The sequence below is a fragment of the Flavobacterium sp. genome (assembly GCF_050696275.1).
Taxonomy (GTDB): Bacteria; Bacteroidota; Bacteroidia; order Flavobacteriales; family Flavobacteriaceae; genus Flavobacterium.
This window is the reverse complement of record NZ_JBOGUT010000006.1, coordinates 97706-114369: the sequence shown is the minus strand read 5'-3', so window position 1 is coordinate 114369 and position 16664 is coordinate 97706. Positions and strand designations below refer to the sequence as shown.

The 16664-nt window shown below is 37.4% G+C and carries 12 protein-coding genes; 3 read left to right on the top strand and 9 right to left on the bottom strand.

Features of this window, described 5'->3' with window-relative positions; genetic code table 11:
* Positions 1 to 4: 4 nt before the first annotated feature.
* Both cysS and folE read right to left on the bottom strand, forming a co-directional pair.
* A complete protein-coding gene (gene cysS, locus ACRDEC_RS05285; protein WP_431497286.1) occupies positions 5 to 1483 on the bottom strand; it encodes a cysteine--tRNA ligase in 1479 nt (492 codons plus the stop codon).
* A 64-nt stretch (positions 1484 to 1547) separates the two neighbouring features.
* On the bottom strand, positions 1548 to 2219 hold the full coding sequence (gene folE / locus ACRDEC_RS05280; protein ID WP_431497285.1) for a GTP cyclohydrolase I FolE: 672 nt from the start codon (positions 2217 to 2219) through the stop codon (positions 1548 to 1550).
* A gap of 463 nt (positions 2220 to 2682) precedes the next feature.
* Between folE and ACRDEC_RS05275 the strand changes: the two genes are divergently transcribed.
* From ACRDEC_RS05275 to ACRDEC_RS05265, 3 genes are read left to right on the top strand one after another with little or no spacing between them, the layout of a single operon-like run.
* Positions 2683 to 7407, top strand: coding sequence for a T9SS type B sorting domain-containing protein (locus ACRDEC_RS05275; RefSeq protein WP_431497284.1), 4725 nt, complete (start codon positions 2683 to 2685; stop codon positions 7405 to 7407).
* A 3-nt stretch (positions 7408 to 7410) separates the two neighbouring features.
* Entirely contained in the window at positions 7411 to 8412 is a 1002-nt protein-coding gene (locus ACRDEC_RS05270) for a PorP/SprF family type IX secretion system membrane protein (RefSeq protein WP_431497283.1), read from the top strand.
* A gap of 48 nt (positions 8413 to 8460) precedes the next feature.
* Positions 8461 to 8970 carry a gamma carbonic anhydrase family protein gene (locus ACRDEC_RS05265; protein ID WP_431497313.1) on the top strand — a complete coding sequence of 170 codons (510 nt, stop codon included), beginning with the start codon at positions 8461 to 8463 and terminating at the stop codon, positions 8968 to 8970.
* A 111-nt stretch (positions 8971 to 9081) separates the two neighbouring features.
* On the opposite strand, the gene murI is transcribed toward ACRDEC_RS05265, so the two are convergent.
* The 7 genes from murI to ACRDEC_RS05230 all read right to left on the bottom strand — a co-directional run bounded on the left by murI (position 9082) and on the right by ACRDEC_RS05230 (position 16664).
* Entirely contained in the window at positions 9082 to 9861 is a 780-nt protein-coding gene (gene murI, locus ACRDEC_RS05260) for a glutamate racemase (protein ID WP_431497282.1), read from the bottom strand.
* 70 nt (positions 9862 to 9931) lie between these two features.
* A complete protein-coding gene (locus ACRDEC_RS05255) occupies positions 9932 to 10429 on the bottom strand; it encodes an OmpH family outer membrane protein (protein ID WP_431497281.1) in 498 nt (165 codons plus the stop codon).
* Between the two features lie 42 nt (positions 10430 to 10471).
* Entirely contained in the window at positions 10472 to 11473 is a 1002-nt protein-coding gene (locus ACRDEC_RS05250; protein WP_431497280.1) for an OmpH family outer membrane protein, read from the bottom strand.
* Between the two features lie 40 nt (positions 11474 to 11513).
* Positions 11514 to 14297, bottom strand: a complete 2784-nt coding sequence (locus ACRDEC_RS05245; protein WP_431497279.1) for a BamA/OMP85 family outer membrane protein — start codon at positions 14295 to 14297, stop codon at positions 11514 to 11516.
* Positions 14230 to 14970 (bottom strand): isoprenyl transferase, encoded by a 741-nt coding sequence (locus ACRDEC_RS05240; protein WP_431497278.1) that lies wholly within the window; start codon positions 14968 to 14970, stop codon positions 14230 to 14232. Before ACRDEC_RS05240 ends, ACRDEC_RS05245 begins: the two co-directional genes overlap by 68 nt.
* Positions 14971 to 14976: 6 nt before the next feature.
* Positions 14977 to 15660 carry a DUF6089 family protein gene (locus tag ACRDEC_RS05235; RefSeq protein WP_431497277.1) on the bottom strand — a complete coding sequence of 228 codons (684 nt, stop codon included), beginning with the start codon at positions 15658 to 15660 and terminating at the stop codon, positions 14977 to 14979.
* A 119-nt stretch (positions 15661 to 15779) separates the two neighbouring features.
* Positions 15780 to 16664: an NAD kinase gene (locus ACRDEC_RS05230; RefSeq protein WP_431497276.1), complete on the bottom strand. Its 885-nt coding sequence runs from the start codon at positions 16662 to 16664 to the stop codon at positions 15780 to 15782.

The window sequence follows — 16664 nt, the reverse complement described above, 5'->3', positions numbered from 1 at the left end:
TTTTTTAGATTGAAAATGTTGTACCTTCTTTTCCGTCTTTTAATTGTATTCCAATGGCTAATAACTGATCACGAATGTCATCAGATAGTTGCCAGTTTTTATTAGCCCGCGCCTCATTTCTCATGTTGATTAACAGATGAACAACACCTTCTAGTTTTTCAAATGTACTACCTGAAACAGCTTCGTTTTGTAATGCCAAAACATCAAACACAAAAGCATTCATTGTTTGGGTAAAATCTTTTAAATCGCTACTGTTTAATGAGGCTGATTTATCAGTTAATAAATTAATATAACGAACACCTTCAAAGAGATGAGAAATTAAAATCGGACTGTTAAAATCATCATTCATCGCGTCGTAACACAATTTTTTCCATGCCTGAATATCCAGCGTTGATGCTGTCTCTGCCTGAATTTCACCAATTTTACTCATCGCTTCCATCAAGCGGATATGTCCTTTTTCAGCAGCAATGATAGCATCATCAGAAAAATCTAAAATACTTCTGTAATGTGCCTGCAACATAAAAAATCTGGCAACACTTGGTGAAAACGGCTTGCTTAAAAATTCACTCTTACCTGTCATGATTTCACGAGGTAAGATATTGTTTCCCGTAGACTTGGCCATTTTCTTGCCGTTTAATGTCAGCATATTGGCATGCATCCAATAATTAACAGGTGTATTACCGGTACACGCTTCGTTTTGAGCGATTTCGCACTCGTGATGTGGGAATTTTAAGTCCATTCCACCACCATGAATGTCAAATTTATAACCCAAATATTTGGTACTCATTGCTGTACATTCTAAATGCCAGCCTGGAAAACCATCTCCCCAAGGAGAAGGCCAGCGCATAATATGTTCCGGTTCTGCTTTTTTCCAAAGGGCAAAATCCTGCGGATTTCTTTTGTCTGACTGTCCGTCAAGATCACGGGTATTAGTCAGCATATCTTCAATATTACGACCGCTTAATATTCCGTAATGATTGGTTTCGTTAAACTTAACCACATCAAAATATACTGAACCATTGGCTTCGTAAGCAATTCCTTTGTCTAAAATTTGTTTGACAATTTCAATTTGCTCGATAATATGACCAGTTGCAGTAGGTTCGATACTTGGCGGAAGAAAATTAAATTCTTGTAAGATTTCATGAAAATCAACCGTATACCGTTGTACGATTTCCATAGGTTCTATTTTTTCAAGCCTGGCTTTTTTGGCAATTTTGTCCTCGCCTTCATCTACATCATCGACCATATGGCCTACGTCAGTAATATTTCGGACATAGCGAACCTTGTAATTTAAATGTAAAAAATACCTGTAAATTAAATCAAAAGACATAAAAGTACGCACGTTTCCTAAATGCACATTGCTGTAAACAGTAGGTCCGCAAACATACATTCCCACATTTCCTTCATGAATTGGCGTGAATTCTTCTTTTTCTCCAGAAAGAGAATTGTATATTTTTATGTTTTGATTTTTATATAATGGCATCTTGTTATTTTTTGAAGCTATTCCTGTCTCGTCCCAAAAGACGAGAGGCTATTCACTGCTTAAATTAAAATTTTGTATCTAATTTGATATAGTCAAGGAATTCTCTGCGGGTATGTTCGTCTTTAAATTTCCCTCCAAATTCTGAAGTTACGGTACTGCTTTCAATATCTTTTATTCCGCGAGAATTAACACAAAGATGTTTGGCATCAATTACACACGCTACATCATCTGTACCTAAAGCAATTTGAAGTTCCTGAACAATTTGCATCGTTAAACGCTCTTGTACTTGAGGTCTTTTAGCGTAATAATCTACGATACGGTTCATTTTAGATAAACCAATTACTGTTCCGTTAGAAATATAAGCGACATGAGCCCGGCCAACAATTGGTAAAAGATGGTGCTCGCAGGTAGAGTAAACGGTAATGTTTTTTTCTACCAGCATTTCACCATACTTATAGTTATTGGCAAAAGTTGAATTTTTTGGTTTTTTAAGAGGACTTAATCCTCCAAAAATCTCTTTGACAAACATTTTTGCTACACGATTAGGCGTGCCGCTCAAACTATCGTCAGTTAAGTCCATACCAAGTGTTGTCAAAATGCTTTCAACATCTTTTTTTATAGATTCTATTTTCTTTTCATCTGATAAATCAAAAGCATCTTTACGTAAAGGATTTTTTGCATTTGTTGCGATATGATTGTTTCCAATTTCGTCTTGAAAATCGTCGTTATGAGCCATTAAATAAGGTTTTAGTGCTAAATTATAGAATTACTGCAAATATAAATAATAATAATTGATAAATTTTAATTAATAAGAGGAATGAAAAGGTAGTTTGCTAATGTATATGTAAAAATGTCTTAGGGTAAATTTAGAAACAAGTAAATGTGAATTTACTTTTAAATTGTCAAATCAAAAATATTTAAAAAGATTATTCGCAATAATTAGCTGATAATGATGCGTTTTTATTAAATTTGATAGTGAAAAATGATAGTTTAAAAATGGATGTATTTTCTTAAAAAATCAGGTTTTATTTTAACATAATGACTTTTTTTATCTCTTTACGTTAAGGATTGTTAGTAATAAAATAGTAATTTTAAATAATTCGTATTTTGTTAAAATTTAAAAAAACAACTAAATTAATATTAAAGTATTCTTAAATTTATGTAAATTTCGGCGTTTTTAAACCTAACCGAAAATAAAAATGAGAAAAAAAATACTTCTTATACTGTTAACCCTGTGGTGTTTTGGCGTTAAAGCACAAAATTTAACAGTGTCGATAGATACTCCTTTGCCGGTGTGTAATCCGGGTTATTGTACTGATTTGCAGGCTAATTTTACCAGTACTCAGCCAACCGGGACTTACACTGTGGCTTCCATTCCTTATGTTATGCCAGGATTTACCAATCCAGGAACTAATTTAGTTGTTGATGATTCAAATCATGAAGATGATATTTGGGGACCCGTTGTATCGCTTCCTTTTTCATTTTGTTTTTATGGTCAAAAATACGACCACCTCATGATTGGTACGAACGGAGTGGTTAGTTTTAATATTAATCCCAGTATTCCAGGAGGAATTCCCGGTGGTGTTGAAGTGCCTTTGGTACTAAACGCACCAGGTTATTGCGATTGGAATTTCAATCAAAATCTGCCATCCCCAGGATTTCACACTGCAAACGCAATTTATGGGGTTTACCAAGATACAGAATACAAAAGAATTTGCGCAGATGTTCCTCCGGGAAATGCATGCGCGGCTTGGGGAATAGCGGACATTGATACTCAATTTATTAAATATTATGCTGAGGGAGTTGCTCCAAATAGAACATTTACTGTTTTTTTTAGTAAGATACCTCATTATAGTTGTGGTCAAGATGACCAGACGAGTTATATAGTTTTACATGAAACATCAAATATAATAGATGTTATCGTTACAACTAGAACCTTATGTGGATGGCAGGGTGGTGCTGGAGTTATTGGAGTTATGAATCAAGCCGGAACATTAGGTACAGTTCCTCCCGGAAGAAATACAAATGATGATTGGGTAGTATCAGTTGGGGAAACATGGCGTTTCACACCTGCTCAGGCAGGACCTTCTAATACAACACTGACGTGGTTGGAAGGTGGTGCCCCGATTCCTGGAAGTACAAACGTGAATCCTTTATCTGTTTGTCCTACATCTTCCACAGTTTATACTGCTGTGGTAACATATACTGAGTGTGATGGATCTGTAGTAACCATTCAGGATACTGAAACGGTTGCACCTGAAACTTTCCCACTTCGAGAACCTTTACCTATAACCATATGTACTACTGGAACGGCACCATATAATTTTAATATAGACCAGACTGCCTATATGTTAAACGGATTGCCTGCTTCAGACTATAATATTACTTATCATGTAGATGCAGCTGGTGCTCCAGGAGCCATAATACCTAATGGTAGCTTGGCTTCATATCCGAGCCCTGGTGCCGGGGAGCTAATCTGGGTTGTTGTTGAGGATCTTTTCACAACAGGATGTCCTTTCGAAAGAAGCTTCCCTTTAAATGCAGTTTCGAGTCCTACTGGAACTTTCACGTACACGAACAGTCCATATTGTTCGTCTCTATCGACTCCTCAATTGCCTACATTGACTGGTTTGACCCCTGGAGGTGCTTATACGGCTACCCCTGCGGGATTGACTATTGATGCTACAACTGGAGCGGTTACGCCAAGCACGAGTGGTATCGGAACTTATTCGGTTAAATACAGAATTGAACCAACTGCTAGTTGTCCTTTTTATGAGACATTTGCCAATGTGACCATTACTGCGTCACCTTTGGCTCCAACGGTAACGACACCTGTTACGTATTGTCAGAATGCTACGGCTGGAGCTTTAACAGCGACAGGAACCGCCTTGCTATGGTATACCACGGCTACAGGTGGTACAGGTAGTGCTACGGCGCCAACGCCAAGTACGACTATAGCAGGAAGTACAACGTATTATGTGACCCAAACAGTCTCAGGTTGCGAAAGTGTAAGAGAAGCCATTGTGGTTGATGTGACTCCAACGCCATTGGCACCAATAGTAACTACTCCTGTAACGTATTGCCAGAATGCTACGGCCACGGCTTTAACGGCTACGGGAACAGGTTTATTATGGTATACGACAGCTACAGGCGGAACGGGCAGTGCTACAGCACCAACCCCAAGTACGGCTACGGCAGGAACAACGACTTATTATGTAACTCAAACCGCATCAGGCTGCGAAAGCCCAAGAGCGAGTATTGATGTTGTTGTTACACCATTGCCGGTGGCTCCAACAGTAACGACTCCTATCGGATATTGCCAGAATGCTACGGCTACGGCTTTAACCGCCACAGGAACAGGTTTATTATGGTATACAGTGGCTACAGGCGGTGTAGGGACTGCTACGGCACCAACCCCAAATACAGCCACAGTGGGATCAACAACGCATTATGTAAGTCAGACGGTATCGGGTTGTGAAGGTCCGAGAGCGAGTATTGTTGTCAATATTGCGGCTCCGCCATCGGCTCCAACAGTAACGACTCCTTTGACGTATTGTCAGAATACTACAGCGGCAGTTTTAACCGCTACGGGAACAGGTTTATTATGGTATACAGCTGCTACGGGCGGAACGGGTAGTACTACGGCACCAACGCCAGGTACTATTACAGCAGGATCGACAACGTATTATGTAAGCCAGACGGTATCGGGTTGTGAAAGCGCAAGAGCGGGAATTGTGGTTGATGTGACTCCAACGCCATTAGCTCCTGGAGTAACTACTCCTGTTACGTATTGCCAGAATGCTACGGCCACGGCTTTAACTGCTACAGGAACGGCCTTGTTATGGTATACGGCAGCTACAGGTGGAACGGGCAGTGTTACGGCACCAACCCCAAGTACGGCTACGGCAGGTACTACGACTTATTATGTGACTCAAACAGTATCAAGCTGTGAAAGCCCAAGAGCAAGTATTGATGTTGTTGTTACGCCATTACCGGTGGCTCCAACAGTGACGACTCCTGTCGGATATTGCCAGAATGCTACGGCTTCGGTTTTAACCGCTACAGGAACAGGTTTATTATGGTACACAGTGGCTACAGGCGGTGTAGGGACTGCTACGGCACCAACCCCAAATACAGCCACAGTGGGATCAACAACGCATTATGTAAGTCAAACAGTATCGGGTTGTGAAGGCCCGAGAGCGAGTATTGTGGTTACTATAACTGCAACGCCATCGGCTCCAACAGTAACGACTCCTTTGACGTATTGCCAAAATACTACAGCGGCAGTTTTAACCGCTACAGGAACAGGTTTATTATGGTATACAGCTGCTACGGGCGGAACGGGTAGTACTACGGCACCAACGCCAGGTACTATTACAGCAGGATCGACAACGTATTATGTAAGCCAGACGGTATCGGGTTGTGAAAGCCCAAGGGCTGGAATTGTGGTTAATGTAACCGGAACGCCATTGGCACCAACGGTAACTACTCCTGTTACGTATTGCCAGAATGCTACAGCTACGGCTTTAACTGCTACAGGAACGGCCTTGTTATGGTATACGGCAGCTACAGGTGGAACGGGCAGTGTTACGGCACCAACCCCAAGTACGGCTACGGCAGGATCTACGACCTATTATGTGACTCAAACCGTATCTGGCTGTGAAAGCCCAAGAGCGAGTATTGTGGTTACGATAACGGCACCACCGGCAGCTCCAACAGTAACGACTCCTATCGGATATTGCCAGAATGCTACGGCTGTGGCTTTAACGGCTACAGGCTCCAATTTATTATGGTACACAGTGGCTACAGGCGGTATAGGCAGTGCTACGGCACCAACACCAAGTACAGCTGCAGTGGGATCAACAACGTATTATGTAAGCCAGACGGTATCGGGTTGTGAAGGTCCGAGAGCGAGTATTGTGGTTACTATAACTGCAACACCATCGGCTCCAACAGTAACGACTCCTGTGCCGTATTGCCAGAATGCAGCGGCAGTGGCCTTGACGGCTACAGGATCCGGTTTATTATGGTATACAACTGCTACAGGCGGTGCGGGTAGTGCTACGGCGCCAATACCAAGCACGGCTACAGTAGGATCAACAACGTATTATGTAAGTCAGACTACGGCAAGTTGTGAGAGCCCAAGAGCGGCCATTAGTGTTGATGTAAAAGAATTGCCTAAACCGACATTGTATCCGGGGTATGTTTGTGTGGATGGTCAGACAGGAGCGATATTGAACACCTATTTGTTAAATGCAGGATTGGACAATACGTCGTATGATTTCATATGGTATAATATTACTACAGGAACACCGGTAGTGATTGCCGGAGAGACACAAAATGTTTATGTGGTGACCACCCCTGGAACGTATGGAGTTCAGGCGATTAATGTGAGCACAGGATGTAGATCGCTTAGGGTTGATACCACAGTAGGCACTTCGTCTCCTCCTCAGGCCATTACGGTGACGACCTCTAATTATTTTGCAGAGGTGCAGACCATTACCATCAATGCGACTCCGTCGGGTAATTACGAATACGAGTTAGACAATGGCGGGTTCCAGAGCAGCAATGTGTTTACCAATGTAGGTTCGGGAGAACATACCATTAAAGTGAGAGATGTAAACCAATGTGGTGTACTTTCTATAAATGCTACCATTATTGATTTCCCGAAATTCTTTACTCCGAATGGAGACGGTTATCATGACCGATGGAATATTTCAGCATTGAGTGGTCAAGCTAATGCAAAAATTTATATCTTTGACAGGTTTGGAAAATTACTGAAAGAAATACGACCATCTTCATCAGGATGGGATGGTACCTTCAATGATTTGCCTTTACCATCAACAGATTACTGGTTTATCGTTTATTATAACGAAGACAACCAAGATAAAGAGTTTAAATCCCATTTCGCATTAAAAAGATAGATAATGAATTTTAAAAAATTATTGTTATTAAGTGTACTTTTTGTATCACATTTGTCATTTTCGCAAGAAGGAATCGCAGTATATTCAGATTACTTGTCAGACAATTATTATTTGCTTCACCCATCAATGGCGGGAGCTTCAAACTGTAATAAAGTTAGATTAACAGCGAGACAGCAATGGTTCGGGAACGACGATGCCCCTGCATTGCAAACTTTGAGTTATAACGGTAAAATAGGTGAAAGTGGAAAATCAGGAATTGGAATCATTCTTTTTAATGATAAAAATGGATACCATTCTCAAAAAGGAGCAAAAATCACCTATGCTCACCACATCATGTTTTCAAGAACGACTACTGATTTAAACCAATTATCCTTTGGTTTAAGTGCAGGTTTGGTCCAAAACCAGTTAGATGAAACGAGTTTTGATTTAAACGATTTTGATCCTATTATTGCTGGAATTCTTCAAAAAGCATCTTATATCAATGTTGACTTTGGAGCATCTTATAATTTCTTGGATTTCTATACTCATTTAACGGTTAAAAATGCACTTTTTCAAAGTAGAGATTTATATACTGAGTACGAATCGGATAACTTGAGAAAATACCTTGTTAGTTTTGGTTATGTTTTTGGTAATCCAAAGAAAATGATTTGGGAACCATCTGTATTATTCCAATTGACTGATAGAACTAAAGAGAAAGCCCTTGATGTGAACTTAAAAGCATACAAGAGTGTAGATTTTGGTAAAGTATGGGCTGGATTGTCTTACAGAAGAAGCTTTGATGGGGCTCAATATATTGATGGGATAGCTTTAAAAGATCAAAAATTGCAATACATTACTCCAATTGTAGGTGTTAATTACAAAAAATTTATGTTTGCTTATACGTATTCAAACGTAATGGGAGATGTCAAGTTTGATACCGGTGGTTTCCACCAGATTACACTTGGAATTGATTTTGGATGTAAAAAAGAGAGATACGATTGTAATTGTCCTGCAATTAATAATTAATTATAAAATTTGTCCCGATTCTTTCGGGACTATTTTTTTGATATGACTATGGTTATTAGAGAAGTAAACGGAAAATTTCCGCAAATACCTGAAGATTGTTTTGTTGCTGAAAATGCAACAATAGTAGGCGACGTCACTTTTGGCGCTTCCTGCAGTGTTTGGTTTAACGCCGTTATACGCGGAGATGTGCATTTTATTAAAATCGGAGATAAGGTTAATATTCAAGACGGAGCAGTGATTCACTGTACTTATCAAAAACACCCTACAGTTATTGGGAATAACGTTTCTATAGGACATAATGCTATTGTGCACGGTTGTACAGTGCATGATAACGTTTTAATAGGTATGGGAGCGATTGTAATGGATAATTGTGTTATTGAAAGTAATTCTATAGTAGCAGCAGGTTCTGTCGTTACCCAAAACACTGTGGTTGAATCCGGAACTATTTATGCCGGAATCCCGGCTAAGAAAGTAAAAAATATTGATGCAAGTGAATTTTCCGGAGAGATTGAGCGTATTTCAAATAATTACGTGATGTACTCCAGCTGGTTTAAATAAACTTAGTTTGCTTTTTAGCCCCGATAGAGCCGATATCCCTTGCTGTTTTTCAGCAAGGATTAAGGTGAAAGCGGGAACAGAGATTACAAGAGGGCGGGAACCATTACGCTTCTAAAACTCTTTTTCGAATACATTTTCTGTAAAGCCTAAAATTCCCTTAAGTACTGTCGCATCACTATTTGCGTAGAATATTTGGGAACTTTTCTTCTCTGAAGTATTGAGTAAGTTGTTTTTTTCTAAAACAGCTTTGGTTTGTCTTGCTACGGCTTCTCCCGAATCAATGATTTTAACGTGTTTAGGGATGATTTTTTTGATAGCTGGGATCAAATAGGGATAATGACTGCAACCGAGCACGAGATAGTCTATATTGGCTTCAATCATGGGCTGCAGATAGCTATTAAGTAAGATGGTCATTTCTTCAGATTCAATTTGTCCAGCTTCTATCAGCTCTACCAAACCGTGGCCAACCTGTTCAATTATTTTGGTGTTTTGATAGCTCTCGACCTGACGATTGAATAATTCGCTGTTAAGCGTTCCCTGAGTAGCTAATATGCCGATAGTCTGTGTTTCCGATAAATGCGCAGCTGGTTTTATTGCAGGTTCAATCCCAATGAAAGGAACATTATATTTTGAACGTAATTCTTTAATGGCATTAGTGGTTGCCGTATTGCAGGCCACAACTATTATTTTGCAGTTTTGTTCCAGCAGAAAATCAACATTTTTACAAGAAAGGTCGATTATTTCCTGTTTTGGACGCTTTCCATAAGGTGCGTTTTTGCTGTCGGCAAGATAAATGGTATTCTCATTTGGTAACAGCTGATGGATTTCTTTCCAGATTGAAGTTCCGCCAATTCCTGAATCAAATAGGCCTATTGAATTTGTACTGCTCATAAAAACAAATATAAAAAAAAACTGTCTCGTTATTTAGAACGAGACAGCTTTTAATTTATTTTAAAATGAATTAGAACTTTAATTCTTTCTTAACATCTTCCATTAAGTTCGGACCATCAGCAAGGATTAAACTTGCAGAGTCAACTACATATTGAAACCCTTTTGCTTTACCTACTTTGATGATCGCAGCTTTTGCTTTATCCATAATAGGTTTAACGATTTCCATTTCTTTATCTTGTAATTGTTTTTGAGCAGAATCTCTAAACTGTTGGATACGTTGACCCATATCTTGCATTTCTTTAGCACGAGTTTCGTTTATTGCTTCAGTTTGAGTCGATGCTTCTCCTTCGTATTTTTTCATTTTTGTTTGGTACTCAGTAACCATAGTAGAATAATCGGCATCAAAAGTTTTGCTTAATTTCTCTAATTGTGCTTTTGCAGAAGTCATTTCCGGCATTTTAGCTAATAACTCATTTACATCGATATGTGCAGTTTTAGTTTGTGCATTCATTTGAGTAGCACCGAAAAACATTACTGCGGCAATAAATAAATTTTTAATCTGTTTCATCGTTTTTGTATTAGTGTAATTTAATTTTAATTTTTGTTCTCGTTAATTTTTGTTTTTCTCTTCTTTCGCTTTTTTCGCAGCTTCTTTATCTGCAGCTATTTTTTTCTTTCTTTCTTCCAATGCCTTTTTACGGTCTTCCAACATTTTTTTGTTGTTTTCAATCACTTTTAAGCGGGCTTGTTCTTTACTCGCTTTAATAGAATCTAAAGCTGTTTTTTTGTCTTCAACTTTATTAAAATTATCAGCAGCTGTTTTATTGTTAGTTGAAGTCGAATCTGTCACTGTTCCGGATTTCTTCGCTTTCTGCTCTTCCACCAGTTTTTTACGTCTGGCCTCATAATCTTTTCTTTTTTGTTCTGCTAACTGTCTTTTTTCTTCTATTGATTTATCACGAGCGGCTTTTTTCTCATCAAGAATTCTTTGTCTTTCAGCTAATGCGGGATTATCATCTACTTTGTTTTCCTTGTTTTCTCTTTCTTCTTGAGCCTTTAGTTGCTTTTTGCTCATTTCTTCTCTTTTTTCAGCTCGTGTAATAGTTCGTACTACCTGATCGCTGATGTCGAATTTTTTGGCAGAAAACAACATGGTCATGTCTGAGGATTTATCAAAGATAAAATCGTATCCTTTTGCTTCAGCTATATCCTGAACAGCAGTAAAAACCTGGTCTTGAACTGGCTTCGTGATCGATGTTTTTTGTATCGACAAATCTCCGTTTGGGCCAAAACGTTTTTGCTGGTAATCCAGTAATTCATTTTCAAGGAACTTAATTTCTCCTTCACGTTCGTCAATAAGTTCTTTAGTTAGCAAAGCTCTTTCTGACTTAAGAACGTCTTTCATCTTGGTAATATCGTTTTTCTTAACTTCGATATCCTGCTTCCATTTTTGAGCTTTTTGCTCTAGCTGCATAGATGCTTCTTTGTAATCAGGGACGTTTTCTAAGATATAATCCATATCGATATATCCTATTTTAACTCCTATTTTTGACTGTGCATTACTAGTTAAGGCAGACACGAAAACTATAAGCAATAAAAAACTTTTTCTCATAAGCTTGAAATATTAAGTTCAACTATCATGCCAAATATAATTAAAATTGTTGACCTATTATAAAATGTGTTTCCCAACCGTTTTTAGGGCCATTTGGAGTAATAGAGTCGAAACCATGTCCAAAATCAATTCCTAATAATCCAAATGCAGGCATAAATACTCGTAAACCAACACCTGCCGAGCGTTTTAAAGCAAATGGATTGTACTCTTTAAAGTCTTTATAGGCAGCTCCTGCTTCCACAAAAGTTAATGCATAAATTGATGCAGCTTGTTTTAATGTAATTGGATAACGTAATTCTAATGAGAATTTATTGTACACAGTAGCTCCAATTTGTTCTCCGGCTCTTGAACCTTCTGTAACTATTGGTGTCAATGAGTTATTTGGATATCCTCTTAATTGAATAGTTTCTCTACCATCCATAGAATAATTCGCCAGTCCATCTCCGCCAAGATAAAATCTTTCGAAAGGAACAATACCTCTTTCGCTATTATAAGCCCCCATGAAACCGAATTCGCCCAGAGAACGTAAAACCAGTTGGTCCCAAATTTTGGTATACCATTCTGCTTTAAATTTGATCTTGTAATATTCTAACCAGTTGAATTTCTTCTGATCTACTTTTGCCTGGTCTGCATCTGCATTTTGAAATTGATCTTCAGGAACCTGCATATAACCCGTTTGGCTAGGAGTAGCGGTATTTGTACCATATGTTAAAAGATCTCCTTCTTGAGCTATATATCCGCTATTGTTAGGTATTGGAGTAATACCTGAATTTGAAGTCAATCTTCTTTTGTACTCTTTCAGATTTGCTAAATTTCCGTAATCAATTCCGTTAATTAAAGAGTATGGTAATGTCATTTTTGCAGAAACACTAAATTCTGAACCATACATCGGGAAAATAGGATTTGTTCCTTTGTTATTACGGCTTAAACCAATAGTATAAGCTAAATTTCGTGAAGTACCATCTCCGAAAGTAAACAACCCTACATTGTAGTTGTTCAAATCGTAATGTTGGTAACTTACAGCATGAGAAAGTACAAAATAATTATCAGGAACCTGTAATCTTTTTGCAAGACCAACCGAAGCTGTGAAAATATTAAAACTTTTCGATCTGTCTACTCTGTTGCTTATGTAATTGTTTGAATATTGCTTACTATAAGAGATTGAACTCGAAAACTGAATCGGTTTTTTTCCTCCAAACCATGGTTCAGAAAAAGAGAAACTATACGTTTGGAAATAAGTACTTCCTTGTAGACGAAGTGATAATTTTTGACCGTCACCCATAGGAAGCGGTTTGTATGAATCCTTTTTGAAAATATTTGCAATAGAGAAATTATTGAAGGACAGTCCTAAGGTTCCAATGAAACCACCGCCGCCATAACCACCTTGTAATTCAATTTGACTGGCTCCTTTTTCAACAAGGTTGTATTTGATGTCAACTGTTCCGGCAGCCGGATCAACATTTTCAAAGTCAGGCTTAATCGCTTCAGCATCAAAAAATCCTAATTGACCTATTTCACGGATTGTTCTAACCAATGTTTCTTTGCTGTAAACATCACCAGGTTTTGTGTGAAGCTCTCTATAGATGACTTTATCGTTAGTTTTGTCGTTTCCTACAACTGAAATTTTATTGAAATAAGCCAATGGTCCTTCCGTTACACGAATTTCCATATCAATGGTGTCATTTGCGGTAGCAACTTCAACAGGGTTTATGCTTGAAAACAGATAACCGTTGTTTTGGTATAAATTGGTTAAATCTTCACCGTCTGGTTTAGAATTATCTGCAATTCTTTTTTGTAATAAAACACCATTGTAGACATCTCCTTTTTTAATGCCTAAAATCTGCGCTAAGAGTTGGTCGTTATAGACAGTGTTTCCTAAAAACTTAATATCTCCGAAATAGTATTTGTTTCCTTCTTCAATATTTAATTTTACTAAAAGTGATTTTTTTTCTTTGTCGTATGAAACCGAATCAGATACTATTCTGGCATCACGATAACCGTTTTCTTTGTATTTGTCTACAACGGAAACTAAATCTTCTTTGTATTTTTCTTTGATGTATTTTGATGCTTTAAAAAGATGCAACGGACTTTTTTGTTTAGTGTTTTTCATCGCTCGACGGATTTTACCATCGGTCAGCTGGGAATTACCATCAATTATAATTTTTCCGATTTTAACTTTGTCTCCTTTATCAACATTCACAACCATATTTACATGGTTAGTGTCAGTAGCATCTTCTGAAGTGACAATGTTAACTTTGGTGTTGTAAAAACCGTCTTTTTTGTATTTGTTTTCTATGTAAAATTTAGTCGTAGTAATTAAATTTTCATTAACTATTTTTTCTGGAGTAAGTCCGTTGTCTTTGATAAGTGTTTCTATAGCCGATTTTTTTACGCCTATAATTTTAACTTCCTTAAGTTTAGGGAGCTCGTTGATGTTTAGTTCTAATGAAATACTATCACCTTCAATAGCATCTACATAAAAATTCACATCATTGAAAAGACCCAGTTTCCATAATTTTTTTATAGAATTACTAATCTCTTCACCGGGAACAGTAATTTTTTGGCCTTTTTCTAATCCGGCAAACGTAGTTACGGTTTGTTCGTTGTAACTTATTTTACCGGTTACACTAACTTTTTTTAAGATATAAACTTTGCCTTGATCAAAAGGAAGGCGATCTTGAGCGATAATCTGTGTTGTACTACCTAAAAATAAAAATAACAGTACTAACTTAATACTGTTTGAGATGTTAAATAAATTATTTAATCTGTTCACTTGTTTTTCCAAATCTACGTTCTCTTTTTTGATAGCTAATAATGGCTTCATATAAATTTTCTTCACTAAAGTCTGGCCACAACACGTCTATAAAATAAAATTCTGCATATGCAATTTGCCATAACAGAAAGTTACTGATGCGGTGTTCACCACTGGTTCTTATCACTAAATCTACATCGGGTAAATTGTGCGTGTAAAGATGATTATTTATTATGGATTCATCAATAGAATCGATTGAAATTATATTATTTTTAACTTTAGTTGTTATTTTTTTAACAGCATTTATGATTTCTTCCCTAGAACCATAGCTTAACGCTAGAGTTAAGGTCATTCGGCTGTTGTTTTTGGTCTTTTCGATTACTTCTAAAAGTTCCTTTTGAACGGATTTCGGTAAGCTTTCAAAATTGCCAATGGAATTTAATCTGATGTTGTTTTTAATCAAAGTTTCCAACTCTTTTTTCAATGAATTGATCAGCAACTTCATCAAGGTGTCAACTTCTAGCTTGGGTCTGTTCCAGTTTTCGGTTGAAAATGCATAAAGAGTTAAGTTTTCTATACCTAGTTTTGCGCAGGCTTCTACTGTTTTTTTTACGGATTTGGTTCCATTTTCATGTCCAAAAGCACGCAGCATACCTTTTTGTTTTGCCCAACGACCATTTCCGTCCATGATGATGGCCAGATGTTTGGGTAAATTATCGGTATTTATTTCAGAAAGTAAACTCATGAATAATTATTCTTTACAATAACAAGGCTTGTTACCAAAAGTATAGGTTAAGGTTACACCGGTAAATACATACCAGTCATTGCTGTTGATATTTCCAAATTTTAAACTGTCAAAGTTACCATTTTTAGGTAAACTACCGTCAATGTCATCAGTAAAAGTGTATCGTGCGCCAGCTTCAAACCCTAAAACAAAGTTATTGGCAATTTTCATCTTCAAACCACCAATGATTGGAATGGCTAAATGGCCTGATTTACCGTCATTGTAGTATCGGCCGTTTATTACATATAAATTGTCAGAAGTAAAATAACTTAATCCTGTGTAAATGTATGGGGTAGAGAAAAAACCGGATTCGTGCAGATTGAAGTCGAAAAAGTTAAACTCAAATCCTCCTGATAATTCGGTGATTGTGTTTTTAAATCCTAAAGCTCTCTCTTTTCTTGAAGCTAAATCAGACTGAGAGTCAAAGGCTTTTACTGTCGACATCATTGCCGAAAAACGCCATGAATAGCGAGGATTTCTATTCCATTTGTATAAAATTCCAAAAGCAGGCTGATTTGGCGCTATATAATTTGTCTTACCTACATCTCCTATGAAATTGCTTCCTCCGGCAAAAACACCAATCTCGTGAATTTGCGCATTAGCCATTTGAAACAGAAAGAATAAGATTAAAATATAAGTTGTTTTCTTCATGAATTTTAAATAGGGTGCAAATATAATAATTCTGACCACTTTACAAAGTGAAATATTACATCCGGGGTTAATTTATTTTTAAAACGAAAAATAAAGTATTGTAGTATTTAGAAAGAAAATTAATTCCTTTTGTCTTCACCCCAAAGTAGTTTGTTGCGCAAGGTTTTTAAGAAAGTTTCTTCCGGAATTTCAACCATATTAATTTTGTATGGGGTTTTCTTTATGGTCAAAATGGCCTCGTTTTTTATGGAAGCGGTCCTGGAATCTAATGAAACCAGGTAATTTTCTTCACGACCGGTCACTTTAAGCTTTATAGTTGTGTTGTCAGGAATTACCAATGGTCTTGCATTCAGATTATGAGGAGCTATGGGTGTAAGTACTAAACTGTGAACTTCGGGAGTGAGAATTGGACCGCCGCAACTCATAGAATATCCGGTAGAACCTGTTGGTGTCGAAATGATTAAACCGTCTGCCCAATAGGAATTTAAATACTCACCGTTTAAATACGTTTCAATAGTAATCATCGAAGTAGTATCTTTTCGGCTAACTGTTACTTCATTCATGGCAAAATTAAGGTCTTTAATCGAATCGACTGTTGGAGAACAGGTTAAACTCAATAGAGTGCGTTTGGATATTGTGTATTTTTTTTCAAGTACAAGCTGCATAAACGTCTCAATGTTGTTTTGCTGTACTGTTGCTAAAAAACCAAGACGTCCGGCATTAATTCCTAAAATTGGAATTCCTGAATTTCGTACTAACGTCGCTGCTCTTAAAAAAGTTCCGTCACCGCCAATGCTGATAAGCATATCGAAGCTTTTGTTCAAATCTTTATGGGTGCAGAATTTTGGGTAGTTATTCTGAATTAGTTTGTTTTCAGTTAAAATAGAGGAAAATTTCTCTTCAATAACGGTTTCTATTTTGTGTTCTTTCAAAAAGGCAAACAAACGCTCTATGATTGGCGAAGTGGTATTTTGATAGAATTGTCCAAAAACGGCGACTTTCAT